Here is a 24,571-nt window from a genome sequence, read left to right on the forward strand (position 1 = left end):
CGGTTTTTAACCAGACTAGATTATTTTCTCACCAATCCTACCAATATGGTCTGTTGATTTCCGCCGCGCTGTACTAGCCGCCGCTGCAAGGTAAAAATTGTGTTCAGGATGTCATCAGGTAGCTTTGCCATTGTCCTTAATTTTTAGGGATAACAACTTAAAACAATATATCAGAATGTTTGCTTCCTCCCATTTCAGTTTTGATCGACTGCGATCGCACTTCCAATTTACCACCTTTAAATTTGCGTTCCATGCTTCGCCAATAACGCACTTCCATAAGCAGCCGCAGTATGAATTGGCGTTTCAACAGGGACTTTTAAAGAACGCTTTCTAATCGCACTCCAAACCGAATTTTTTGCCCCGCCACCAGCAGTATAAACTTTTGTTAAACGAGTTGCACCGAATTCTTGCAATAATTGATATCCCCGCGCTTCAATCCGCGCTATGCTTTCTAGCAAACCGTGCAGAAATTCCACTGAATCAGTGGGACGCGGTTCGAGTCGGGGCGGCAAATTCGGGTCATTAATCGGAAAGCGATCGCCCTTTTTCAACAATGGGTAATAATCCAGCAAACTCTCTTGTTCAGGAGCGATTTGTGTGCTATAATTCTCTAACTCAGCATCAGTAAAAAAGTGTCGCAGCACTGCACCTCCGGTATTAGAAGCACCTCCAACCAACCACAAATCGCCTAATTTGTGACTGTAAATCCCGTATCTAGAATCATCTACGCGGGTATGACTTAGCAGTTTGACTGCTAGTGTAGAACCGAGAGAAGTTACTGCTTCCCCCGGTAAATTGACACCGCTTGCTAAAAATGCTGCGATGCTATCGGTTGTACCAGCACAAATCATACAATCGCGGGGAAATCCGAAGCGATCGCCCACTTGAGCTCTCACTTCCCCCACAGGCGTGCCCGGTGCGACAACTTGCGGCAAATCAGGCGTTGCAGCGCCCGCAATTCCCTCTATCAGCCAATTCGGATAGCACAAAGTATCAACATCGAAACCGAGTTTCAAAGCATTGTGATAGTCGCTAATTCCCAATTTGCCGTGCAGCAGAAATGCCAACCAGTCAGCTTGATGCAGGAAATAAAGCTTCTCAACAACAGGCAAGATGCCTGTTCCACAAAGACTGAATTGTGTTGTCAGGTGGGCTTCTAGCCCGCCCTCCTGCCACCACAGGAGTTTAGCCAGACTGGATGTAGCGCTTAATACTGTGTGGTTATGCGGCGCGATCGCCCGCAACTTCTCTGTCACTGCTGCACCGCGCGCATCATTGTATAAAATCGGTTCGCATACTGGTATACCGTCGGTATCGCACAGCATGACAGTGGAGGATGTACCGTCAATGGCGATCGCCCTTACCTGACGGCGGATTGTTGGGGGAATTTGGTCGATCGAGTCCCACAGCGCCTTTTGCCACACCGAGGGCAATTCAGGCTGTTGTTGCCCGTTGTTAGCAAAAGTATATTCAGTCTCACAATGTATTGTACCCTGGGAGTCTATGACAGTCGATCGCGCGCCAGTCGTGCCGAAATCTATTCCCAAATAAAGATTCATTTGTCACTCCCGCGAATTTTCCTATTTTCAGTAAACCAATAAATTTATTTGCATCTTACAGCACTTCCGGGTGTTATGAGGTACAATAAGAATAGATTAAAAAAATATACCAATGAAAGTATATTCAGTAGATTTGCGAACAAAAATAGTAGCAGCCCATCAAGATCAGAAGCTGTCGATAGGAAAAACAGCAGCGATATTTTCCGTCAGTAAAAGCTCTTTTCAAAAACTGGTCAAGCAACAAAAAATCGAGGGGAATTTACAGCCGAAACGAGAGTGGTAAACCGAGATACAGTCATTTGAATAATTCCACAGCAGAGTTGAGAGAAATAGTGGCAGCACATCCCGATGCAACCTTACTAGAATTGTGTGAGTTATTTGCCCAGAATCCGGGAAATTGGGTGGGTAGAACAGCTATGTGTAACGCCTTACAGAAGTTGGGATTAAATCCTAAAAAAAACACAGTGAAAAGTAGCCAAGCCGGCACTGAAAGAGTCATGAAATTAAGGTTAGAGTATTGGGAAAAAGTCAAGCATATCGAGCCCAAAAATCTAGTCTTTTTAGATGAGACTGGAGTATTGCGCTTGTTTAACCAGAACTCATGCACGTTCCCAACGAGGCACGAGAGCCTATGCGGTCAAACCTTTTTATCGAGGCAAGAAAGTCACAGTAATTGGTGCAATTAGTCTCGCGCAAGTAGTGGCATTAATGACTGCGGACAACTCGATGGCGGGGCCAAGCATTTGAGGTGTTTACCCTTGAAATGTTTAGTGCCACAATTGTGGTCGGGAGCAGTAGACGTGAATTGATAACTTACCAGCGCATAAAGTAGATTCAATTAAGCCCGTAGATTGAAGCGGTGGGTGCTTCTATCTTGTGTTTGTCCCCAGAATCTCCTGATTTTAATCCAATTGAATTATGGTGGTCGCAACTCAAATCTTTATTGCGACAGTTTTCACCAACCACCACTAAAATGGTTGACACCATAATTGCTGTGGCTCTTGACTTAATTAATCCGAAACATCTTAAAAACTGGTTTACTAATTGCTGCTACTGTACCTCATAACATCCGGAAGTGCTGTATAGATGGCGGCGAGAGTGCGATCGACACGAATCACTCTTCCCGTTAGTGTCTCAGCCATAGATATCGCATCATGAATATTCGCACTCAGTCTAGGAATACCGTCATCTCGGGTGCAGGCTATAATACCGCAGTGGTAAGGTTTCAGCTTGTGTAGAAAGTTTTACGGAATCAGGATAAATAAAGATGGTACTTTAATGACTGATACTACTCGCATAACAGATGAATTTGGTATTGCGGGAAAAACACCTGATGGCAATCAATGGTTAAACAGAATCAGTGGGACTTTCTAGCTGTTGTTGGAAAGAAAATTGAAAGGCGATCGCACTTTTTTCAAAACCTTGATGAAAGTGCGATCGCCCTTTTTTACAAAATTTGTACGGACTCAGTATTAATCTCTGTTAAATTAGTCAGTTTGATATCATTCGTCAGCAGCATTGCATTGAGAAACTTTGCTGTTGCTGCAACTACGGCATCGGGAAGTTTGAGCCTGTAAGTTTTCCGCAAAGCGATCGCCAAATCCTTGATATTACTATCCAGCCCAACCACTGTAACATTAGTCAAGAAATCACGAATCAGTACCTCTTCTTCAGAACTAAGACTAGGATAAGATAATAATTCTATCTCAGTTATCACAGAAACAAAATATTGTCCTGCTGGTAATGGATTTATTAAGCGACCGCCCAAGTAGTACAACGCTACATTGGTATCTAACACAATTAAAGCTTGACTCAATCCCACTCCTCCCTAATTTGTCTCTGGTACTCTAATGGGTCTTGAGTTAATTTAATGACACCCGCATACTTTGCTAAATTACTCTTTTCTGTCTTTTGAATTATCAGAGTCTCTAACAGTTGCTCAATTTTCTGCCAGTCCTCGTAATCAATCAGCACTGCAACTGGACGCATTGCTTCATCAGTCACAAGTTTTTTTCTAACAGGTAGCATTAAGGCCCCCTTCAGATTTAATGTTGAACTTTTCCATTATAGCTCCATAATTAAAAATTGGAATATCGAATATAAATCATTCTTGCCTCTACCTAGAAAAGTATCTTTTTTATTCCCGCAGGCTTTCACCCCCGCAACCTGCCGCCCTCGGTAAAAAATGCCAGCTTGTTACCCAAAAATTAACGTTGATTTAAACTTGGATTTAGATAAAACTGGTATACAATTCAATTGTTTGCTTGTGAAACAGGGAGTCAACATAAAGAGTGTCTCAAGTAACCAAATAATATCCGCGTCAGTTACAATATCGATCGCACTTCACGATCGCACTTTACAAAACAACCACTACTTAGGAGTCAATCGCTGATGATGCTAGGAACAACCGAGATCCCGCAATTAAAGCCGCTTTCCGACTCAGAACTACACAAAATGAACGCCTACTGGCGCGCGGCAAACTACCTGTCCGTCGGACAAATCTACCTCCTCGACAACCCCCTACTCAAAGAACCCCTCACAATCGAACACGTCAAACCGAGACTCCTCGGACATTGGGGCACTACTCCAGGCCTCAACTTCATCTACGTTCACCTCAACCGCATCATCAAAGCGCAAGACATCAACGCTATCTACATCGCAGGCCCCGGACACGGCGGGCCGGGCTTGGTGGCCAACACTTACTTAGAAGGAACTTACAGCGAATATTACTCGAACATTTCCGAAGATGAAGAGGGTATCAAACGGCTGTTCAAACAGTTCTCCTTTCCCGGCGGTATCCCCAGCCACGTCGCCCCGGAAACTCCGGGCTCGATTCACGAAGGCGGGGAACTCGGCTACGCCCTCGTCCACGCTTACGGGGCGGCCTTCGATAACCCCGATTTAATCGTGGCGACCGTTGTCGGCGACGGGGAAGCGGAAACCGGCCCATTGGCTGCTAGCTGGCACTCTAACAAGTTTCTCAACCCGGTTCGGGACGGGGCCGTGTTGCCGATTTTGCACTTGAACGGCTACAAAATTGCCAATCCGACGCTGTTGGCCCGCATTCCGCGCGAGGAATTGGAAAGTTTGATGGTCGGTTACGGCTACAAACCTTATTGGGTGGAAGGTTCAGACCCGGAAACCATGCACCAGTTGATGGCTGCAACTCTCGATACAGTCATTGGCGAAATTAAGGCGATTCAGGAAAAAGCCCGGACAGAGGGATATTCCGATCGCCCTCAGTGGCCGATGATTGTGATGAAAACTCCCAAAGGCTGGACGGGGCCGAAGGAAGTGGACGGTAAGAAAACTGAGGGTTCTTGGCGATCGCACCAAGTCCCATTAGCTGAAATGGCTTCTAAGCCCGGACACGTCCAACTCCTGGAGGATTGGATGAAAAGCTACAAGCCCGAAGAACTCTTCGACGACAAGGGCAAACTAATTGCAGAATTGGCGGAACTCGCACCCAAGGGCGATCGGCGGATGGGGGCAAATCCGCACGCTAACGGCGGCATCTTGCTAAAAGACTTGAAAATGCCAAAATTTGAGGACTACGCCGTTGACGTGCAAAAACCAGGCACTGTAATGGCAGAAGCCACCCGCGTTACCGGCCGTTTCTTGCGGGATGTGATGAAACTCAATCAGGAGAACCAGAATTTCCGCATTGTCGGGCCTGACGAAACTGCATCAAACCGCCTCGATCCGGTGTTTGAGGTGACAGACCGGGTGTGGACTGGTAGTATTTTGCCGGAGGACGATCGCATTTCTCCCGACGGCCGCGTGATGGAAGTCCTCAGCGAACATATGTGTCAGGGATGGCTGGAAGGCTATTTGCTGACGGGACGCCACGGCTTTTTCTCCTGTTACGAAGCGTTTATTCACATCATCGATTCGATGTTCAACCAACACGCTAAGTGGTTGAAAACTACTCGCCACATTCCTTGGCGCAGACCGATCGCCTCTCTGAATTACTTACTAACATCTCACGTTTGGCGGCAAGATCACAACGGTTTTTCTCACCAAGATCCGGGTTTTATCGACCACGTAATTAACAAGAAAGCGGAAGTTGTGCGGATTTATTTGCCGCCGGATGCGAACACTTTGCTGTCTGTTACCGATCACTGTCTCCGCAGCCGCCACTATGTCAACGTGATTATTGCTGGGAAGCAGCCGGCATTGCAGTATTTGGATATGGATGCTGCGATTAAACACTGTACGGCAGGCCTCGGCATTTGGGAGTGGGCTAGCAACGATAAAGGCGGCGAACCCGATGTGGTGATGGCTTGCGCGGGTGATGTTCCGACGCTGGAAACTTTGGCTGCTGTTGACATTCTCCGCCGAGATTATCCCGAGTTAAAAGTGCGGGTGGTGAATGTGGTGGATTTGATGACGCTTCAGCCTTCGACAGAACATCCCCACGGTTTGTCTGACAAGGATTTTGATGCTTTGTTCACGAAAGATAAGCCGGTGATTTTTGCTTTTCACGGCTATCCTTGGCTGATTCACCGGTTGACTTACCGCCGGAAAAATCACCCGAATATTCACGTTCGCGGTTACAAGGAGGAGGGAACGACTACTACGCCGTTTGATATGGTGGTAATTAACGATCTCGATCGATTCCATTTGGTTGGAGATGTACTCGATCGCGTGCCGAAACTCGGTTATGCTGCTGCTTACGGCAAACAAGCCATCCGCGACAAGCTGATCGAACACAGGCAATACATTACCGAACACGGCGATGATATGCCGGAAATCCGCGACTGGAAGTGGCCGCACGGGGGCGCGGTTCAGTCTGAAACGCCGACGAAGGAAACGAAAGATCCGACAACGACAGGAGATCAAAGTGTGCGATCGGGTGCTCCGGGTTAGCAGAGGGTCGAAAGCTGTTCGATAATTTCTATCCATAACTATACATTGCTACTCATTTTGTCCAGATTCATCGATCAACCGATCGACAAATTCTCTCAGCCGTTCCTTCCAATCTGGGATGGCTTTGAGTTTTTCCTTTACACCTTTGCTGACGTTAAAACAAACCGGATTGCGATCCATCGGTTCACTTCCCATTGGCTTTGCACCTTGTTTATGATGTTTCTGAAAAGGCATTCTCATGTAGCTCATATATTGCTATATTAATATTTAGCACCTATTGATATCTCGAATCAATGCTTTTGGGATTCAAAACCGAACTAAACCTTAACAACCAACAACGAACGGCATTAGCCCAGCACGCTGGGACTGCTAGACACGCCTGGAATTGGGGATTATGGCTGACTGAACAGATTCTCAAACACAATCAAGCCCATCCAACAGAAAAGCTGAAATTCCCCAGCGCGATTGACTTGCATAAATTGTTAGTTGCGATCGTGAAGCCGGAGAATCCCTGGTATTATAAATCGAGCAAATGTGCACCGCAGTACGCATTAAGGCAGCTTAGAGAGGCTTGGGATAGAGCTTTCAAGAAAACCGCGAAAACACCACAATTCAAGAGGAAAGGAAAGTCTCAGGATTCTTTCACCTTAGATGGAGCAATCAAAATCTTGGGTGTTCATCATATTCAAGTGCCTGTCATTGGCGTTCTCAAAACGTTTGAGAGCTTGCCACAAGTTCAAGTTAAAAACGTTACTATCAGTCGCCAATCCGATAAGTGGTCTATAAGTTTCAAAATAGAAGTTGAGCCGCAACCGACAGAGAAAACCAATCTTTCGGTGGGTGTTGATTTAGGAGTGAAACAGTTTGCCACTTGCTCTGATGGACAGATTTTTGATGCACCTGAAGAGTACAAGCGCATCAAAGCTCATATTGCCAAGCTGCAATATCTGAACCGCAACAAGCAACGCGGCTCGAAGTCCTATAAAGATTTCCAAAACCGCATAGCTGGTTTGCATTATCGGCTGGTCTGTATCCGCAAAGACTTCTTAAACAAGCTCACAACCGCTCTAGCTAAAACGTTCAAAGTTGTCTGCATTGAGGACTTAAATGTGTCTGGAATGCTAAAATTTGGACGCTTGGCTGGTGCAGTGGCTCTGCTTGGATTCTACGAATTCAGACGACAGTTAGAGTATAAGTGTCAGCTTTACGGTTCAGAATTAGCAATAATTTCGAGATGGGAACCTAGTAGCAAAACCTGTTCTCACTGTGGTTGGAAAAACGATGAATTAACCCTAAAAGATCGTGTATTTGACTGTTTGAATTGCGGGCAGTCTATCGAGCGCGATTTGAATGCTGCAATCAATATAGAACGCATCGGACTTAGCTTGAGTTCGTTAAGACTTGTGGACGGAGAAGTGCCGACACCTCCGGTTGAAGCAAGTAGAAAACGCTAGATGTCCAGATATGTATAGGTCTGGGTACCTCTGGGTAGGTTTTTCAGAGCGGCTATTTCGCGGGTAAGGATACGTCACCCTAAGCTGTCGCGCATTTACAGCGTATCCCAGGTTTATGAAGTAGGGACACGGCGCCGTGCCGTGTCCCTACGGCGGGATTGAGCGATAGGCGGGTGTCCTCGATAAACGTGGAATCGGCTGTAAATTGCATATTTGAGGCGGGCGAGACGCCCAACCCCTACTCCCCACTCATTGTTTTTTGACAGACAATTTAAATGCCGCAACAGCTTATTTGTTTAGATGAAATTTAAATGCTGATTAGCTTCGCGCTGCAAAAATGCAAGTTTTAGGATATTTTTTTTTACCCTTTTTTACCCCTCATGCTGCGCTAGAACCGGTGCGAACTTTGTCAATCGTCACAGCGATAATAATCACCAAACCTTTGACAACTAACTGCCAGAAAAAAGACACATTCATCAGAGTTAGTCCATTGTTAAGCAAAGCAATAATTAAAGCCCCCAGCAAAGTACCCCAAATAGTGCCAATTCCACCGGTGAAACTCGTGCCTCCCAAAATTACAGCAGCGATCGCATCCAATTCATAGCCTTGCCCCAACATCCCCGTCGCACTGTAGAGGCGCGACGCGCTCATAATTCCACCTAAACCAGAAAGCAACCCGCTGACACCGTAAACAAACAACAGCACCCGACTCACCTTAATACCTGTCAGTCTTGCTGCCCGAATGTTACCTCCCACCGCGTAAATATGCCTCCCGAGAACAGTCCGCCGCAATACAAACCAACTCGCTAAAACTGCGAGAAAAGCGATAATAACTAACCAGGGAACAGGGCCAACATAGCTGTTACCTATCCAAGCGAAATTGAGATTTCTATTGATAACTGTAGTGCCGTTAGCTACCAAATAAGCAACTCCCCGCAAAGCAGTATAAGAACCAAGTGTCACGATAAACGGAGGCAAACCCAAATAGGCAATCAGCGAGCCGTTGAGCAATCCCAAACAGATTCCCGCTATTAACGCAGCCGGTACCGCAAACCAACCGAGACCTGGGACTAATGAAACCAACACCCCAACTACTGCCGTCACCCCCAAAATCGACCCCACTGACAGGTCAATTCCACCCGTCAAAATCACAAAAGTCATCCCAGTAGCTAGCACGATATTGATCGATGCCTGCCGAATGACATTAATCAGATTTCCTAAAGAAAGAAAGTTCGGCGTTACCAGTGAAAAAATAATACAGATTCCCAGCAAAATCGGTAAAATACCGGCAACTTGGATAAAATTTCTCCAAGCTTGAGCTTTACTTGTTTTCTGGCGATCGCTGACTGAATTTCTACTGGTTTTTGTTTGCATTTCGCTCATGATTTTTTGACCTCTCTTGCCCCAGTGGCGTAAGCCATAATGTTCTCTTGTGTAATTTTTTCGCCAGTCGATCCGCCGACTTCACCTACGAGACTTCCGGCCCGCATGACTAAGACACGATCGCTCATTCCCACAATTTCCGGCAACTCGCTGGAAATCATCAAAATGGCTACCCCTTTGGCTGCTAATTCGCTAATAATTCGATAAATTTCGCTTTTTGCCCCAATGTCCACACCCCGCGTCGGTTCATCTAGCAAAAGTACCTTTGGATTAATGGCCAACCAACGTGCTAACAGTAATTTTTGTTGATTTCCCCCTGATAAATCCATTGCTCTGATGCTCGGACTGGCAAGACGAATGCCTAAGTCTTGAATGGCATCTGTCACAACTTTTGCCAGGTTTTTGGAATTGATTATGCCAGCTTTTGTCTCTCGATCCAAAATATTTAGGGTGATATTTTCGCCCGAACTCATATCGAGAAATAAACCGAGATTTTTCCGATCTTCTGGCACGTAGGCAATTCCGGCTTCAATTGCATCATCTGGGCTTAAGATGTTTAGTGGAGAGCGAGTTTTGATATCTTCTGGCACATAGGCAATTCCTGATTCAATGGCATTAGTGGGTTCAGAAATATTGAGGTGACGACCTTCGAGTTTTATTTCACCGCTGGTCTTTCGATCGGCACCAAAAATCAGGCGGGCAAGTTCTGTTCTGCCGGCGCCAACTAAACCGGCTAAACCCACAATTTCGCCTGCATGAAGTTGGAAACTTGCAGGCTTTACTTTGCGTCCGTCACTTAAGTTTGTTACCTCCAGAACCACTGCACCTAGAGTTGTTTGATGCTTGTGTTCGTACAAATCCTGTAAAGAACGACCCACCATCATTTCGACTAGGCGAGTGGCGGAAATTTCGTGCTTTTCCAGAGAGCCAATATACCCCCCATCTCGGATGACGCTGACGCGATCGGCAAGGGCGTAAATTTCTTCCATCCGGTGGCTGATGTAAATAATAGCAATACCCTCTTTCCGCAAGCGGTGAACTACCTCAAACAGCTTTTCTGTCTCGCGGTCTGAAAGTGCTGCTGTTGGCTCATCCATTACTAGAATGCGGCTCTTGTCTTTGAGTGCTCTGGCTATCTCAACTTGCTGCTGTTCGGCAATTGAAAGTGTCGAAACCAGGTCTCCTGCATCAAAACTTGCGTCGAGGTTTTGCAGTACCTCTGATGCCTGACTCCGCATTCGGTCTCGGTCGATTAGACCACCTCTTTTTGTGAGTTCGCTCCCCATAAAAATGTTTTCAGCAACTGTTAGATTGGGGGCGAGATTTAGCTCTTGATAAATAATGGCTATCCCCAATTCTCTGGCTTGACTGGGGTTTGTCATCTTCACAGCTTGAGTGTCTATTCTGATTTCTCCTTCATCGGCTATGTGGGCTCCGGCAAGAATTTTCATCAGCGTACTCTTGCCTGCACCATTTTCACCCATGAGGGCGTGGACTTCCCCGGGATATACAGTCAGATTTACATCGTGCAAAGCTTTGAAACCGTGAAAGGTTTTTGTGATGCCTTGCATTTCGAGGATTGGTTGAGTTTTTCTGTGTTCTTGTGTGAGATTTTCCATCAAAAACTCCTGGGTTTTTTGGGGATTAATTTAAAAGTTTCCCCGCTTAACTGCTCGATTTTTGTGAATCTGAAAACTCTAGGTTTTTTATTCACTTGTCCAGCCTTGATGCTGATTGACGTTTTCACGAGTGATCAGCGCGACTGGAATGAGAATGTTTGGATTGGCTGGTTTGTTTCCTTTGAGAATGTTGTTCCCGACTTCAACTGCTTTGGCTGCCATGCGAAATGGGTCTTGCGCTGCTGTAGCCACAAATAGACTGTTGTTCTGTTTGAGTGCATCTAGAGCTTCTGGTGCGCCATCTACGCCAACTATAAAGAATTCGCTCCTTTGTGACTGTTTGGCTGCTAATTCTGCACCTATGGCACAGGGGTCGTTAATTGCAAAAACTGCGTCTATTTTGGGGAAGGAAGTGAGCAAATCGCTCATTACTCTTAATCCCCCATCGCGGCTGCCTTCTGCGTTCTGAGATGAGGAAAGAACTTTGAGGTCGGGATATTTGGAGAAGACACTCTGGCATCCCTGAACTCGCTCAATCACTGAGGCGACGGGAGGCCCGTTGATGATCACAACGCTGCCTTTTCCTTTCAAGCGATCGGCTATATATTGACAGCTTACTTCGCCAGCTTGCACGTTATTTGAAGTAACTGTGGCATCAACTCCTCCATCGGCGGCGGTATCTACTGCAATTATCGGAATTCCTGCTTGCTTGGCTTTTTCGACGGCGGGGGCAATGCCTTTACTATCAGCAGCATTGAGTACGATCATGCTGACATTGGAGGCGATGAAGTTTTCGATTTGGTTAAATTGCTGATTTAAGTCGTCGCCGCTGGATACGAGTGTTGTCCTGACGTTGGCGCCGCCGAGTTTTTTGGCTTCTGCCTGGGCACCTTTACCAACTTGTACGAAGAAGGGGTTGCCGAGGTCGCGGACTGCTACTGCTACTGATGAAAGTTCTGAACTTTGTTTGCCGCTTTGAGCCTTTGGGGGAGCTGTTGTGCAACTGACAAGAGTGCTGCTGACTGCACTAAAAATACTGAATGCGATCGTTATTCGTTTCACCTCAAACTCCAATTAATGCTTGTTTGGAGAGAGTCGCTTGCCCATATGACATTGGACACCCAACATTATTTTTTGTTGGTTTAAGCTTAAATACCTAATATTTGAGGCAGCAAGCCTCTCCTCTTACAAGATTTTACAATACCTTGTTTCTTTTCTGTTAGTAAAATTTTCTCTATCGGCTTGCTAGAATGCTTAGTTGAAGAGAGAGCCGAAGATAAATCATCGTTCTCGCCTGCTAAAAAACTCAATTTTTATTAAATTTTGTTAAATTTTGTGTAAGCATTCCCGTATTTTAGACCTGTAGAAAAGTTTTGACTAAAAACCCAAAGGTTATGTTTAAAGGCTTGCAGAGTCATATTTAATTTAACTCTCATTCTGGGATTTTAACAGTTAAAAGTTGCCTTGATATCTATCTTTAGATAGAGGGAAGACTTGTATCAAAAACTAAAGATACGATCGCCTGTTTTTCCCAAAGCCACTTTGATAGACCAATTGTCTATTTTGTCAAGAGGTAAAACTCGTTTTTAGCCGTTCCAAAGTCTGCACTTTCTTAGTGTTAACCATAAAATTACTCTAATATAGCAAAAGACTTGTGATGGCTTTGACTGTCGAGCAAATAGACAAAGTGTTAGTTGAGGGGCAAAAAACTAGACGAGGCGAACCAAAATGTCGAATTGCAGTCACTCTCAACCATACCACTCCTAAATAAGCTGTGAGAAACAGCACTAGGTAAAAAGCTTTGAAAAGTCAAAGATTTGACGATAAGTAGGTATGCCCAAATCAACTAAACTATGTAACAAAATGTAAATCGATCGCAACCGTTGCGATTGCTTCGTTTCACGGAGTGACCCTCGCAATGACTAAGCTGTTCTGTATTTAAATTGTCTGTCAAAAAACAATTAAACTCTTGTGGGGAGTAGGGGTTGGGCGTCCCGCCCGCCGAGTACGTGCAATTTAAATGCGCGACAGCTTACTTACAGCATATTCCATGTATATGTAGTACACACAATCTTGTAGTAAGTAAGGTGCGTCGCCACGGGTCAATCTGCAAGTTCTACTTAAAAGGTCGCAGCGACGCACCCTACATATTAAAATCACACAATATAAATATAGCGGCTGCTGTACTTCATCAACCTGGAATATGCTGTATGTATTTTCTCACTCATCTACTTAAGTGACAAATTCAAATAGGTATTTAACGGCAGCAAAGGATTGACACAGATGGTAATACTCTCGGAGCAAGCGTTTTGCTTGTTACCACATATCCTGAATCGGGTTCTGCTTGGGGTCATTGGATGCAATCGGGCATAGGATTGCTAGAGTTGTTCGACTATATCTATTTTTCGAGCCAACGCCAGAATAAAATTTACTACCCTGTGGTAAAAAGGTGAGAGTTTTTGTTGGATTTGGGGCGTTTGAGTAGTTTTTGTACAAAGCTTTGAGCCACTTTAAAACGTTGAGGAACTTGTCCGATCGCATTTTCCTTGTTATTATAGGATTTAAGAATCTTTTGACGAAAATCAAGTTAATGGGCTTTCATCTGTTTCTTTTGGGTCTTTTCGTGATTCTACCTTACGCGGTTGAAAACTGCGGTAGGAGTTCTCACAGCTAGGATTCAATCTGTGAGGCTGGGGTTAAAACCTCTCCCTGCCGGACTGCGGGATGAAGTTTAAATTGGCACCAATGGGCATTATCATGTCCCTAGGGCGATCGAGAATTTATTCTTCCCTCTTCCTCTGCGGTTCGTTCAATAAGAGTCTATTTCACCAATCAAATAAAACTGCTATATATGAGCTTAAAAATCTATTTTCTGCGGCACGGTGAAACAGTTTACAGCAAGACTGGCGGCTTCTGCGGCGACCTCGACCCGGAATTAACAGCGGAAGGTTCTATGATGGCTGAACAGTTTGCTGCAACTTACGCAAAATTGCCTTGGAGTGCTGTTTATGTTAGTCCCATGAAACGAACGATCGCAACTGCGAAGCCTTTGTGCGATGCTGTAGGAATTGCAATGCAGTTGCGTGACGGATTGAGGGAAATTAAGTACGGCAAGTGGGAGGGTGAAACAGTTGAGTTTGTCCGGGAAAAATATGCCCAAGAGTACGTCAATTGGCTGACGGAACCGGCTTGGAATGCACCGAATGATGGCGAAACTTCTGTGCAAATTGCTAGCCGATCGTCCTTAGTTATCGCAGAAATTCAGGAAAAGTACAATGATGGTAATGTTTTGGTAGTTTCGCACAAGGCGACTATTCGGATTATTCTGTGCAGTTTGTTGGGGATTGATTTGGGAAGTTACCGCAATCGCATTGCTGCTCTAGCAGCTTCTGTTAGTATTGTCAAGTTTGGTGTGCGCGGGCCGATGCTGGAGGTTTTGGGCGATCGATCGTACATGGATGAAACTCTCCGCAATTTACCCGGTACTTGAAATTGGCGGTAAGGTGCGGGGACGCACCCTACAGTCTTCAACTAAATCGCACCGAGGTAAGACAATCCTAAAATCGTACCCGTTCCCAAAATATGACCGAAGCAGAGACTTCCCACAAGTGCACCCAAACTCAAGCCGCCCAACATATCCGATGAGGGCGCGGCTGGGCCTGTGTGAGGATTTTTGATGGTTGATTTGCCGAAAGCAATGGCTGCAATATTGCAAATAATCATAATTAAACCGATCGCGGGGCTCCACTCTACGGTTCTGGCGACAGTGGCAAGTAAAATTGGTGTAAACATCGATCGACTCCTTAAAATTTAGTAAATGAAAATCTGAACAGAAGATATATCAAAAAAATGCAACTGTTAGCTACACATTGCATTAACAGTTAACATTTCGACATTTATCTTAATAATTTTCCCATGTTCTCAAGATCGACAAGTTTGTAGTAAAGACTTGAGTCCTTAACGCTCAATTTTTAAGGACTAAAGTCCTTGCTACAAACAATTTTTGGATAATTTTAACCTTTACTTGATTTGAATTTGCCATGAAAATACTGGTGTTAAATGCGGGTTCTAGCAGTCAAAAGAGCTGTCTTTACGAGTTAAACGATGTCCTACCCGATCGACCTTTGCAGCCCCTGTGGTCAGCTCAAATAGACTGGACTCACCAGCAGGGTATAGCAGAGTTGAAAGTCAAAACCGCAAAAGGCGATCGGCTTGAGGAAGAAGTTGCATCGAAGTCTCGCCAAGCTGCTATTTCTCGAATGCTGGAGACTCTTTGCAGGGGAAAAACTCAAACCATTAATGATTTAAACGAGATTGATATTGTCGGCCACCGCGTCGTACACGGCGGGCAAGACTATCAGCAAAGTACGTTGATTTCACCGGATGTTAAAGAGGCGATCGCCCGTTTATCTGTTTTCGCTTCCGTACACAATCCCGTCAATCTCGAAGGCATCGAAATTGTTGAAAACATCCTCGAAAATGTGCCGCAAATAGCAGTTTTTGATACAGCTTTTCACGCACAATTGCCTCCCGCTGCGTTTGTTTATCCAGGCCCCTACGAATGGCTCGAAAACGGGATTCGCCGCTACGGTTTTCACGGCATTAGCCATCAATATTGCGCTCGCAGGGCGGCTCAAATTCTGAACCGCGATTTGCCAGATTTGCGGCTAATTAGCTGTCATTTGGGCAACGGATGTTCTCTGGCCGCGATTCGGGGGGGCGTGAGTGTTGACACGACAATGGGTTTTACTCCTTTGGATGGTTTGATGATGGGAAGTCGATCGGGTGCGATCGATCCAGGCATTCTAATTCATCTGTTAAGACAATCCAATTTAACTTCTGAGAAACTTGATGATATTCTCAATCGAAATTCTGGTTTAAAAGGGATTTCTGGGGTATCTAGCGATATGCGGCAGATTGGAGATGCCATTACCCAAGGTAATGAGAGAGCTCAACTTGCATTGGATATTTACATCCACCGTTTGCGCGCCGGAATTGGGGCGATGCTGGCGAGTTTGGGAGGGTTGGATGCTTTGATTTTTACGGCGGGTGTTGGGGAAAATTCGGCTGTTGTGCGATCGGCGGCTTGCGAAGCTTTTGGATTTATGGGTTTAAAATTGGATGGGGAGAAGAATCAACTGTCGCCAGTTGATGAAGATATTGCGACAGTGGATTCAGCGGCGAGAATTTTGGTAATTCACACGCAGGAAGATTGGGAAATTGCGCGAGAATGCTGGAAAAGCGCGATCGGTTCCGGTTAAGCGATCGCCCTTTTAGGCTACTAAAAAACGATCGACCTTTTTTCGGGTTGGTAATAGATAAAAAAGGGGGCTTCCGACTTCGATATCGATGTTGATATCGAGGATGTCAGTCTTCAGTTGACACTAATGTAGACTGACAGCGTTCCCAATAAATTTTAGCCACGCGATCGCCCGGATTCTGACGCCAACACTCGGCAAACAACCGTGCCGCTTTAGCTAACTTCCCTTCCGAATAAATTGCCAAGGCTTCGGCAAACAATTCCAGCGTAGCTAACTTGCCCGCTTTGATTTCTGGGCGATCGCAATCAAACACCTCATAAACCGTCACCGCTTCAGATTTTCCCTTGACTTTTACCGTATCGAGGGTGCGGATTGCGTACTGGGATAGATTTTCTAAACGCGAGTAAGTTTCCTGGGTAATTAACAGCGACACCCCATAATTTTTTGTCAATCCCTCCACGCGAGAAGCTAAATTCACCGCATCGGAAATTACTGTGCCCTCCATGCGATTTTGACCACCCACCGTTCCCAGCATCAAAGAACCCGTATTAATTCCAATCCCTATTTGAATCGGCCCACAGTCAGAATTAGCGCGGTGGTGATTGTATTCAACGAGGCGATCGATCATAGCAATTCCCGCTTTCACCGCATTATCGGCCTCGCCGCTAAACAGCGCCATAATCGCATCGCCAATATATTTATCAATAAACCCGTTGTTTTCATTAATAACTGGTTCCATACGAGAAAGATAGGAATTGATAAATTTGAAATTATCCTCCGGCGTCATACTTTCCGAAAGCGTAGTGAAGTCGCGAATGTCGGAAAACAAAACCGACATTTCCAACTGCACTTGGTCGCCCAATTCCACATCGACAATGCTTGATTTATTTAGAAACTGGAGGAATTGATTGGGGACGAAACGCTCGTAAGCTTGGTTAAGTTGAAACAGTTCATTGGTAAACCTTATTCGCTCAGTTTCGGCTTTTTTGCGCTCCGTGATATCTTGAAAGGCTACAATTGCATAAGAAATATTGTCTTTTTCATCATAGATTGGTGTACCCCAAGCCTCGATCGGAATAATCTTGTTGCCTTGGTGGATTTCCATATCCTCAGCGGTGGCACTTTCGCCCTTCAACGCTCGCACAATCGGCAAGTCAGCATAGGGATATTCCCGCTCTGTTCCAGCTTGATAGACTTGATAAACCTCTGGTATTTGCTCGCTGGCGACTTTAGGAATAACTCCTTTACCTAATAATTGAATAGCAACGCGATTACTATAGTAAGGTTTGCCAGAAGCATCCAGCACTGACACCCCCACTGGAATTGCTTCTAAGAATTGAGTGAGCCTGTTCTCACTTTCGCGGATTTCTGTATAGAGTTTAGAATTTTGAATCGAGATCGCTGCCTGTCCAGATAACACTTTTAACAGTTCCACTCTTTCAGGGGTAAAAGCTCCGGCTGTCAGATTGTTTTCTAGATAAACAATACTGACGAGTTGAGATTGGTTAATCAGCGGCACGCATAAAATTGATTTGGGCTGATTGGTTTGGATGTAGGGGTCGTTGGTAAATTGTCCCTCTCGAACAGCATCATCCAGTACCACGCTTTCTTGAGTGCGGGCCACATAATTGACAATGGCGGAGGAAAGTTTTTGACAATGTTCAACGGGGATTGATTGCAACACGGTAACTTGTTCAAAATTTATTGTCCCTTCAGCTTCAATTAACAGTTGTCCCTGGCTTGACAAAATCAGATATCCTCTTTGCGCTCCTGCATTTTCCATCAAAATTTTCATCAAGCTAGACAGTAGTTTATCCAGCAGAATTTCACCGGAAATCGCCTGGGAAGCCTTCATGACTGCGGTGATATCTAAGTTATTAACCGAACCAGTGGTCGTGACTGTTGCGGTAGTTTGAGTTTTTTTAGTTCCCGGTTGAGTTACCGCCAATAACTGGCGATATCGCGTTTCTAAATCTTTTACCTTAGCCGTAGCTCCCCATTGGAGATAACAATAATACGCCTCAATTATGTAGATTTGGGCAAATTTTTCTTTACCCCATTCTAGATAAAATTTGGCGGCTAGTTCGTTGGCAAGGGCTTCTTCGTTGAGGAATTTATTTTGTTTGGAAAGGGAGATGGCGCGATCGTACATTTCAATCGCCTCAGCTTTATTTCCTAAAACCCGCTGCTTTTGGGCCTCCACTAAATACCATTTATGCAGATAATTCATGGGAGCATTTTGCGCCCATTGGTGCAGAGTGGTTTGATGGGTTTCGACTAAGGCAAGAATTTCTGCTTGTTCAATTTCTGGTTGGGTGGGAAAAAGGGCTAAGTGTGTCAATGCCGCATAGAAATGGAAAATGGGGAAAAAAACTATTCCCGATACTGACATTAAATACGGCTTGATTTGGGCAATGTAGCTTAGGGCAGCCGGATAATTGCCAAAGAAGTAAGCAAGCATCAGTTTATATGTGTAGACAATAGCAATCATAGTGAAGTTATTGTCCTGATGATGTTTAGGAATCATCACTGTTTCATTGTAGGCAGTTCCGATTAGACAATCCGGTGTACTCACAGTTTCTCTCAAGTTTTTCGTCGTCTGCCACGTTATATCCAAAATAATCTGGGCAGAATATTGCTTTATTTGAGCAAATGCAGCACTGTAAATTTCCAGTTCGGCTTCCCAAGTATCTATTTCTACTCCACCACACAAATTGCCCTCAAAGTAAACAAGTATGCTGTAGCTCGCATATAGAAAATCGCCAGTTTCCATACCAGCTATATACCCGTCTTTACTCATTGGTATCCTTGCCCTGATAGCCTCTTGGTGATGCTGAATCCAGGCAGTAAATACAGCCAGAATTTGGGACTTAAATTCTGTTGCATTAAACAGATCGAGTAAATTCAGTGCTAATTTACCAAAGCGATAGCCAGTTTTGACATCTCCCAAAAAGTTACACAGCACCACACTATGAATCAAATACCCTACGGTCGATACGGGTGCATTTCCAAATTGAAGCGATAAACTCACCATCGTAGAGCTCAGTAGGGGCAGTAAACTTGGGACGGTTTGATTAATGGGTGAAAATAACATTCCTAAGAGTTGCATGGCGGCTTGAGTGTCAATATCGGTCATCACAGGCAAGTTCACCAGTTCCTCAATGCTTCTGTCTTGGAGTTGTATAGCAAGGCTCTGTAGGGCTCGATCTATTTTGACTCGATCAGCTTCGGTAGGAAGTTCAACTCCCAATTGCGCCAGTGCATCTCTGGCTATTTCGAGCGCTTTTAAGCCCTGGGTCTGGGCTACCTGGGCAATAATTAAAATTTCGTAAGTTTTAACTTTATCTAAAATTGTTCGTGCTTCTTGGAAAACTTCTGCTGCTATCTGTTCCATACCCTCAAAGTCAGCATTTAAATAAGCAACTTCAGTAGCTGTAACATAGAGATTCAGCGTCAATTCATACTGAGTTTCCCAACAGTTGGCGGTCAGTAAATCAATCCCTATTTGCAAATAAACTTTTGCCGCAGCGTAGGCAGTAGAATTTCTAGCTTTCTGTCCAGCTTTTAAATTTAGTTGAGCTAAGGCTTCCCTCTCTTTTGCGTGGGATATCAACTCCTTGCCTAGATTCAAATGCTCGACAATATCAAACAGTTTTTCTTCTCTTTCCATCTCCGAGGCATTTTGTAAAAGTAGCTGTCCAACTTTGAGATGAGTAGCTGGTTTACGGTCATCAAGAATCAATGAATAAGCCGCTTGCTGGACGCGATCGTGCAGGAATTTATAAGTTGGATTAGCAACAGACTGACTAGAGGATTGAGCATCTGCTTGAATGAAGTTATAGCCTTCTGCAATCTGTAAAATAAGTCCTTCTTGCAAGGCTTTCCATAGCGCTGATGCCGTTTGTTCTGGTAATTCTTCGCTGACTACTGCCAAGGTATCTAAATCAAACTGCGCCCCAATGCAAGCCGCCAATTTTAGAACATCCTGAGTTTTCGCAGGCAACTTCTGCAATTGCGCCGCCATAAACTCCACCACATCCGAGGCATGGGTAAGTCTAGCATTGGCAATATCGCACTGCCAATGCCGTACATCCCTGTTAAAAATAATTTGATCGTCTTCATATAATACCTTGAGAAATTGAGTCGAGAAAAAGGGATTACCTTGAGTTTTTTGATAAACCAATTCTGTCAAAGGCCCGGCCAAAGATAAATCGCAAATCAGCGTATCTGCTACCAACTGCTTCAGATCCGCTAAACTCAACGGTTGCAGGGTAATAATATTCACCGCTGCCCCAGACTTCACAATCTCATCCACCGTCAACATAAACGGATGAACGGGTGACACCTCATTATCCCGATAAGCACCCAATACTAACAGATGCCCCCGATCCTCCATCAACAGTTGTAGCAATTTCAAAGATGCCGAATCCGCCCACTGCAAATCGTCCAAAAATATCACTAAGGGATGTTCGGCAGTAGTAAATACTTGCACAAACTTTTGCATCAACAAATTAAACCGATTTTGTGCTGCAGTCCCCGAAAGTTCTAGTGCAGGACTTTGAGCGCCAATGATGCGTTCTAATTCAGGAATTACCTCAATTAGCACTTGCCCGCTATCACCCACTGCTGTCAGAATCTTGGTTTTCCATGTTTGTACCTGAGCATCAGATTCTGATAGCAACTGTCCCATCAATTCCCGAAATGCTTGCACAAATGCACTGAAGGGGATATTGCGCTGAAATTGGTCGTATTTGCCTTTAATAAAATAGCCCCGCTGTCTGGCTATAGGCTTGTGGACTTCGTTCACTACTGCGGTTTTACCAATTCCCGAAAAGCCAGCTACCAGCATCATTTCGGCGCTACCTGTACTAACTCGTTCAAAGGCAGCTAATAGACTATAAACTTCAGTTTTTCTGCCGTAAAGCTTTTCGGGAATTAGGAAACGGTCGGTAATATCCCGCGTTCCCAAGTCAAATTTTTGTATGCTATCCGTTTCTTCTAATTGAACCAGACACATTTCTAGATCGTGCTTTAGCCCCCCTGCTGTTTGATAGCGGTTTTCCGCATTTTTAGCCATCAATTTACTGACAATTTGAGATACAATTAGGGGAATTTCTGGCTCTATTTCCTGCGGGGAAAGCGGCTGTCTGGCAATGTGGCAGTGAACCAGTTCTAAAGCGTCTTCTGTCTCAAAAGGCAGTTTCTCTGTCAGCAATTCGTAGAAGGTGACACCGAGGGAGTAAAAATCAGCCCGGTAATCGAGAGTACGATTCATTCTCCCGGTTTGTTCCGGTGAGATGTAAGCAAGGGTTCCTTCCAGAATGCCGGGGTTTTTCAGAGTCGGCGTTTCTCTGTTTAGCTGAGTGGAAATGCCAAAGTCAATAATTTTTAATTGTTCCGTTTCCGGGTTGTAAACAATATTAGAAGGGTTAATATCTTTGTGTATAATATTGGCGCTGTGAATTTGCCCTAAAATTTCAGTTGTGGCGATCGCAATTTGCAGAAACTCCTTTAGACTAAACTTCCGCTGCTGCATCCATATTTTTAAGGATTCGCCGCCAAAGTCCTCCACAAACATCACCAGGCTGTTTTGGTATTTTTGCAAGTCATAAACTCGCACAACTCCCGCCTCTTTCAACTCTCTGGTGATGCGGTATTCGGTACGGTAGCGCACCAATTCTTGAAGTGTGGGGTAACTTTCTTTGAGAAATTTGAGGATGAGCGGCTTGTTATCTGCTTCCCGAATGGCCCGGTAAACCAGAGAGTTGGCGCTTTCATAGAGAAGTGTCACAACGGCAACGCCTGGAATCGAGAGCATATTGATTTTTTTGCTAAAAATTAACGCGCAGTCAAAACGCACCAGCTTTGTGTATAGAATAGCACGTTAGAAAGGCAAAAATTTTGTTTGTGTAACAAATATTTAGTTTTTCGGGTAGCAGCCTGCAAATACTTTGTGGTAGCCCCGATTTCGATCGCCTAATTTGTATGGTGCGTCAACAGTCGATCGTACTTTTGCTTTGATTTCCAGCCCACATTACGCAGCCTGGGGTGTCAATCGATTTTAGATTTTAGATTTTAGATTTTAGATTGACTTGCGCGAGATAAATGCTCTTTCTTGAGGATTTTCGATTTTCGATTTTGGATTGATTCCACGGTTCGATCGCGTGGCGGGTACCACCTTTGAAATTCGCTTGTCACACACCATAATTACGCAGACAACTCTATTTTAAAACTAATAAATTATGACTTTAAACAGTTTTTTATCAGTCAATGTACGGTATAAAACTATGAATTATAGCTTTATTGCTGGCTAATAATAATTAAAAACCGATCGTGACTGTTGAGGGTGCAGAATGTGGGTTTCAGGTATAGCAACCGCCCTGATGGTGACGACGTTCTTAATCGCTAAGTTTACGCCGCAGTTGACCGCACTGACCAGCCAATACATTAAACTTATAATTGTCAGATACGTGCTCTGCCAGCTAAAAGTTAATGAAACTAGCCTTCTTTTCTATACATAGTGCTGCAATGCTAGCGATCGCAGCCACTATTTTAAGTACAGCGGTAGTAAAAGCACAACCCATTGTTCCCGCACCCGATCGCACTGGCACTACTGTCACGCCTAGCGGCGATCGCTTCAATATTACAGGCGGTCAAACTTCTAGAGATGGAGCGAATCTTTTCCACAGTTTTCAACAATTTGGGCTTAGCGAAGGACAGATTGCTAATTTTATTTCTACTCCCGCTATTCGCAACATTCTGGGTCGGGTAGTAGGCGGCAATCCTTCTATTATTAACGGTTTAATTCAAGTAAGTGGCGGCAATTCCAACCTGTTTTTAATAAATCCTTCGGGCATTATCTTTGGCCCTAATGCTAGCTTGAATCTTCCGGCTGCCTTTACAGCTACTACTGCTACTAACATCGGTTTTGATTCCGGTTTTTTCAATGTTGCAGGAGCGAACGATTACAGTACGTTAATAGGAAGTCCGAACACTTTTTACTTTAATCTCAGCCAACCGGGAAGTATCCTCAATGCAGGTAATTTAGCAGTCTCGCCTGGAAAAAGTATAACTTTAATTGGCGGCACAGTTGTCAGCACGGGTTCCCTCAATGCTCCCCAAGGTAATATTATTGTCGTTGCTGTCCCCGGTAAAAATGCTGTTCGGATTAGTCAAGAAGGGCATTTATTAAGCTTAGAAATAGGGGTAGTTGACGGGGAATTGTTGGCACAGAATGGGCAATTATCCCTACCTTTGTCTCTTCCGCAATTGCTTGCCGGTGCAGGTGGGAACTCTGCTACTGGTATCTCCGTTAACGGTGCAGGAGAAGTGGTTTTGACGGCGGGTTTGAGGGTGGAAAGCGGAGATGTGGCGATCGCTAGTTCTACTGTTAATAGTCAGAATGCTACACTCTCGGCAGCACGTAATCTCACTTTGGTAGAAAGCCAGCTACTTGCTGAGGGCAATTTGAATCTATTTGCAGGAGATACGGTGCGGGTACGGGATGGAAGTTATCCTTTTAGGGCGATCGCAGGCGGCAATCTTACAATACAAGGTTAGGACTCACGCATTGACAAAATAACCAAACAATGCATTGATAAATATGGGTCGTCTAACTTTTTAGGTATCGGACAATGAGAAAAATAACTAAACCCTCGACAGCACAATGTAATATAGACACTTACACCTCCTGCATTGATATCAGAGCCAAAGTTGGGAGGGTGTAGTAGGTTATCAGAGATATTAGGAAATGTTTCACATGACAGTATCAATCGATTTTTGTTGAGAGAGAGATACGAACCCAAAGATTTATTCAACACAATACAGAAAATAATAAATCTAGAAGGAGGGATACTGAGTGTAGACGATACAGTCATAGAAAAGATTTACAGCGATCCCAAAAAAGCCGAATTAATTAGTTATTTTTGGTCAGGAAAAGCTCATAAAACTATTATTGGTTTAAATTTAATCACCCTATATTACAGCGATATTAATGGTAATTTAGTCCCAATAAATTACAGAATTTATGATAAAAAGGAGGGAAAAACCAAAAACGATTATTGAGCGAGAAATGGTGAGTGAAATAATAAATTGGGGAGTCAAGCCAAAAATAGTAACAGGAGATAGTTGGTATTCAGGAGTGTCAAATTTAAAATTTCTAAAAAACCAGAAATTGGGTTTTCTCTTCGGAATTGAAAAAAACAGGACAGTATCAAATGAGCCACGTAATTATTGCCAGGTAAGCACTCTGGAAATTCCTGAGTCAGGATTGATAACTCATTTAAAATAATTTGGATTTATAAAGTTGTTTAGAAAAAGCTTCAAAAAAGAGGCGTCTAGACACTATATCCCACATTCCGCAGGTCTTTAAATAGAATTGATGGTTATAAATTTTAAAAATTCAACCCTGAAGTGGTTGCCCAGTA

The 24,571-nt window shown here is 44.4% G+C and carries 15 protein-coding genes and 1 pseudogene; 7 read left to right on the plus strand and 9 right to left on the minus strand.

Going from position 1 to position 24,571, the window contains the following annotated elements; genetic code table 11:
- Positions 1-236 precede the first annotated feature (236 nt).
- Complete coding sequence (locus tag QUA56_RS32975; protein WP_333367144.1) at positions 237-1,559, minus strand: FGGY-family carbohydrate kinase; 1,323 nt, start codon at positions 1,557-1,559, stop codon at positions 237-239.
- A gap of 112 nt (positions 1,560-1,671) precedes the next feature.
- Between QUA56_RS32975 and QUA56_RS32980 the strand changes: the two genes are divergently transcribed.
- Positions 1,672-1,842, plus strand: a complete 171-nt coding sequence (locus QUA56_RS32980) for a hypothetical protein (protein ID WP_333367146.1) — start codon at positions 1,672-1,674, stop codon at positions 1,840-1,842.
- A 1,164-nt stretch (positions 1,843-3,006) separates the two neighbouring features.
- On the opposite strand, the gene QUA56_RS32985 is transcribed toward QUA56_RS32980, so the two are convergent.
- Together QUA56_RS32985 and QUA56_RS32990 are read right to left on the minus strand one after the other, a co-directional pair.
- Complete coding sequence (locus tag QUA56_RS32985) at positions 3,007-3,375, minus strand: type II toxin-antitoxin system VapC family toxin (RefSeq protein WP_333367148.1); 369 nt, start codon at positions 3,373-3,375, stop codon at positions 3,007-3,009.
- Complete coding sequence (locus tag QUA56_RS32990; protein WP_445242972.1) at positions 3,372-3,587, minus strand: hypothetical protein; 216 nt, start codon at positions 3,585-3,587, stop codon at positions 3,372-3,374. The genes QUA56_RS32985 and QUA56_RS32990 overlap by 4 nt, the downstream gene beginning before the upstream one ends.
- A 363-nt stretch (positions 3,588-3,950) precedes the next feature.
- On the opposite strand from QUA56_RS32990, the gene QUA56_RS32995 reads away from it, so the two are divergent.
- Positions 3,951-6,428 carry a phosphoketolase family protein gene (locus QUA56_RS32995; RefSeq protein ID WP_333367153.1) on the plus strand — a complete coding sequence of 826 codons (2,478 nt, stop codon included), beginning with the start codon at positions 3,951-3,953 and terminating at the stop codon, positions 6,426-6,428.
- A 48-nt stretch (positions 6,429-6,476) separates the two neighbouring features.
- Here the strand turns inward: QUA56_RS32995 and QUA56_RS33000 are convergent, their stop codons facing one another.
- Complete coding sequence (locus QUA56_RS33000; RefSeq protein ID WP_333367155.1) at positions 6,477-6,623, minus strand: hypothetical protein; 147 nt, start codon at positions 6,621-6,623, stop codon at positions 6,477-6,479.
- Between the two features lie 98 nt (positions 6,624-6,721).
- On the opposite strand from QUA56_RS33000, the gene QUA56_RS33005 reads away from it, so the two are divergent.
- Entirely contained in the window at positions 6,722-7,882 is a 1,161-nt protein-coding gene (locus QUA56_RS33005) for a transposase (protein WP_333367158.1), read from the plus strand.
- Positions 7,883-8,260: 378 nt separating this feature from the next.
- Here the strand turns inward: QUA56_RS33005 and QUA56_RS33010 are convergent, their stop codons facing one another.
- From QUA56_RS33010 to QUA56_RS33020, 3 genes are all read right to left on the minus strand, one after another.
- Complete coding sequence (locus tag QUA56_RS33010; protein ID WP_333367160.1) at positions 8,261-9,265, minus strand: ABC transporter permease subunit; 1,005 nt, start codon at positions 9,263-9,265, stop codon at positions 8,261-8,263.
- Complete coding sequence (locus QUA56_RS33015; RefSeq protein WP_333367163.1) at positions 9,262-10,884, minus strand: sugar ABC transporter ATP-binding protein; 1,623 nt, start codon at positions 10,882-10,884, stop codon at positions 9,262-9,264. The genes QUA56_RS33010 and QUA56_RS33015 overlap by 4 nt, the downstream gene beginning before the upstream one ends.
- Before the next feature lie 87 nt (positions 10,885-10,971).
- Positions 10,972-11,946: an ABC transporter substrate-binding protein gene (locus QUA56_RS33020; protein WP_333367166.1), complete on the minus strand. Its 975-nt coding sequence runs from the start codon at positions 11,944-11,946 to the stop codon at positions 10,972-10,974.
- Between the two features lie 1,789 nt (positions 11,947-13,735).
- On the opposite strand from QUA56_RS33020, the gene QUA56_RS33025 reads away from it, so the two are divergent.
- Positions 13,736-14,374 (plus strand): histidine phosphatase family protein, encoded by a 639-nt coding sequence (locus tag QUA56_RS33025; RefSeq protein WP_333367169.1) that lies wholly within the window; start codon positions 13,736-13,738, stop codon positions 14,372-14,374.
- 41 nt (positions 14,375-14,415) lie between these two features.
- On the opposite strand, the gene psaK is transcribed toward QUA56_RS33025, so the two are convergent.
- The gene (gene psaK, locus QUA56_RS33030; protein ID WP_333367172.1) at positions 14,416-14,676 is read right to left on the minus strand and encodes a photosystem I reaction center subunit PsaK; all 261 of its coding nucleotides are present in this window, start codon (positions 14,674-14,676) and stop codon (positions 14,416-14,418) included.
- Between the two features lie 248 nt (positions 14,677-14,924).
- On the opposite strand from psaK, the gene QUA56_RS33035 reads away from it, so the two are divergent.
- Positions 14,925-16,145: an acetate kinase gene (locus QUA56_RS33035; protein ID WP_333367175.1), complete on the plus strand. Its 1,221-nt coding sequence runs from the start codon at positions 14,925-14,927 to the stop codon at positions 16,143-16,145.
- Between the two features lie 106 nt (positions 16,146-16,251).
- Here QUA56_RS33035 and QUA56_RS33040 read toward each other — a convergent pair whose 3' ends face one another.
- Positions 16,252-21,963: an AAA family ATPase gene (locus QUA56_RS33040; protein ID WP_333367177.1), complete on the minus strand. Its 5,712-nt coding sequence runs from the start codon at positions 21,961-21,963 to the stop codon at positions 16,252-16,254.
- A gap of 674 nt (positions 21,964-22,637) precedes the next feature.
- Between QUA56_RS33040 and QUA56_RS33045 the strand changes: the two genes are divergently transcribed.
- Positions 22,638-23,705, plus strand: a complete 1,068-nt coding sequence (locus QUA56_RS33045) for a two-partner secretion domain-containing protein (protein ID WP_445242973.1) — start codon at positions 22,638-22,640, stop codon at positions 23,703-23,705.
- A gap of 74 nt (positions 23,706-23,779) precedes the next feature.
- Positions 23,780-24,495: pseudogene (locus QUA56_RS33050) on the plus strand (IS701 family transposase); the annotation flags it as partial.
- Positions 24,496-24,571 lie beyond the last annotated feature (76 nt).

Origin of the sequence: Microcoleus sp. N3A4 (genome assembly GCF_036701805.1) — a bacterium.
Taxonomy (GTDB): Bacteria; Cyanobacteriota; Cyanobacteriia; order Cyanobacteriales; family Microcoleaceae; genus Microcoleus.

What these genes read in the sequence shown, in the direction of transcription:
- QUA56_RS32975 (WP_333367144.1), bottom strand. Translation starts at nt 1,559, where the DNA reads ATGAATCTTTATTTGGGAATAGATTTCGGCACGACTGGCGCGCGATCG.
- QUA56_RS32980 (WP_333367146.1), top strand. Translation starts at nt 1,672, where the DNA reads ATGAAAGTATATTCAGTAGATTTGCGAACAAAAATAGTAGCAGCCCAT.
- QUA56_RS32990 (WP_445242972.1), bottom strand. Translation starts at nt 3,587, where the DNA reads ATGCTACCTGTTAGAAAAAAACTTGTGACTGATGAAGCAATGCGTCCA.
- QUA56_RS32995 (WP_333367153.1), top strand. Translation starts at nt 3,951, where the DNA reads ATGATGCTAGGAACAACCGAGATCCCGCAATTAAAGCCGCTTTCCGAC.
- QUA56_RS33000 (WP_333367155.1), bottom strand. Translation starts at nt 6,623, where the DNA reads ATGGGAAGTGAACCGATGGATCGCAATCCGGTTTGTTTTAACGTCAGC.
- QUA56_RS33005 (WP_333367158.1), top strand. Translation starts at nt 6,722, where the DNA reads ATGCTTTTGGGATTCAAAACCGAACTAAACCTTAACAACCAACAACGA.
- QUA56_RS33010 (WP_333367160.1), bottom strand. Translation starts at nt 9,265, where the DNA reads ATGAGCGAAATGCAAACAAAAACCAGTAGAAATTCAGTCAGCGATCGC.
- QUA56_RS33015 (WP_333367163.1), bottom strand. Translation starts at nt 10,884, where the DNA reads ATGGAAAATCTCACACAAGAACACAGAAAAACTCAACCAATCCTCGAA.
- QUA56_RS33025 (WP_333367169.1), top strand. Translation starts at nt 13,736, where the DNA reads ATGAGCTTAAAAATCTATTTTCTGCGGCACGGTGAAACAGTTTACAGC.
- psaK (WP_333367172.1), bottom strand. Translation starts at nt 14,676, where the DNA reads ATGTTTACACCAATTTTACTTGCCACTGTCGCCAGAACCGTAGAGTGG.
- QUA56_RS33035 (WP_333367175.1), top strand. Translation starts at nt 14,925, where the DNA reads ATGAAAATACTGGTGTTAAATGCGGGTTCTAGCAGTCAAAAGAGCTGT.
- QUA56_RS33040 (WP_333367177.1), bottom strand. Translation starts at nt 21,963, where the DNA reads ATGCTCTCGATTCCAGGCGTTGCCGTTGTGACACTTCTCTATGAAAGC.
- QUA56_RS33045 (WP_445242973.1), top strand. Translation starts at nt 22,638, where the DNA reads ATGAAACTAGCCTTCTTTTCTATACATAGTGCTGCAATGCTAGCGATC.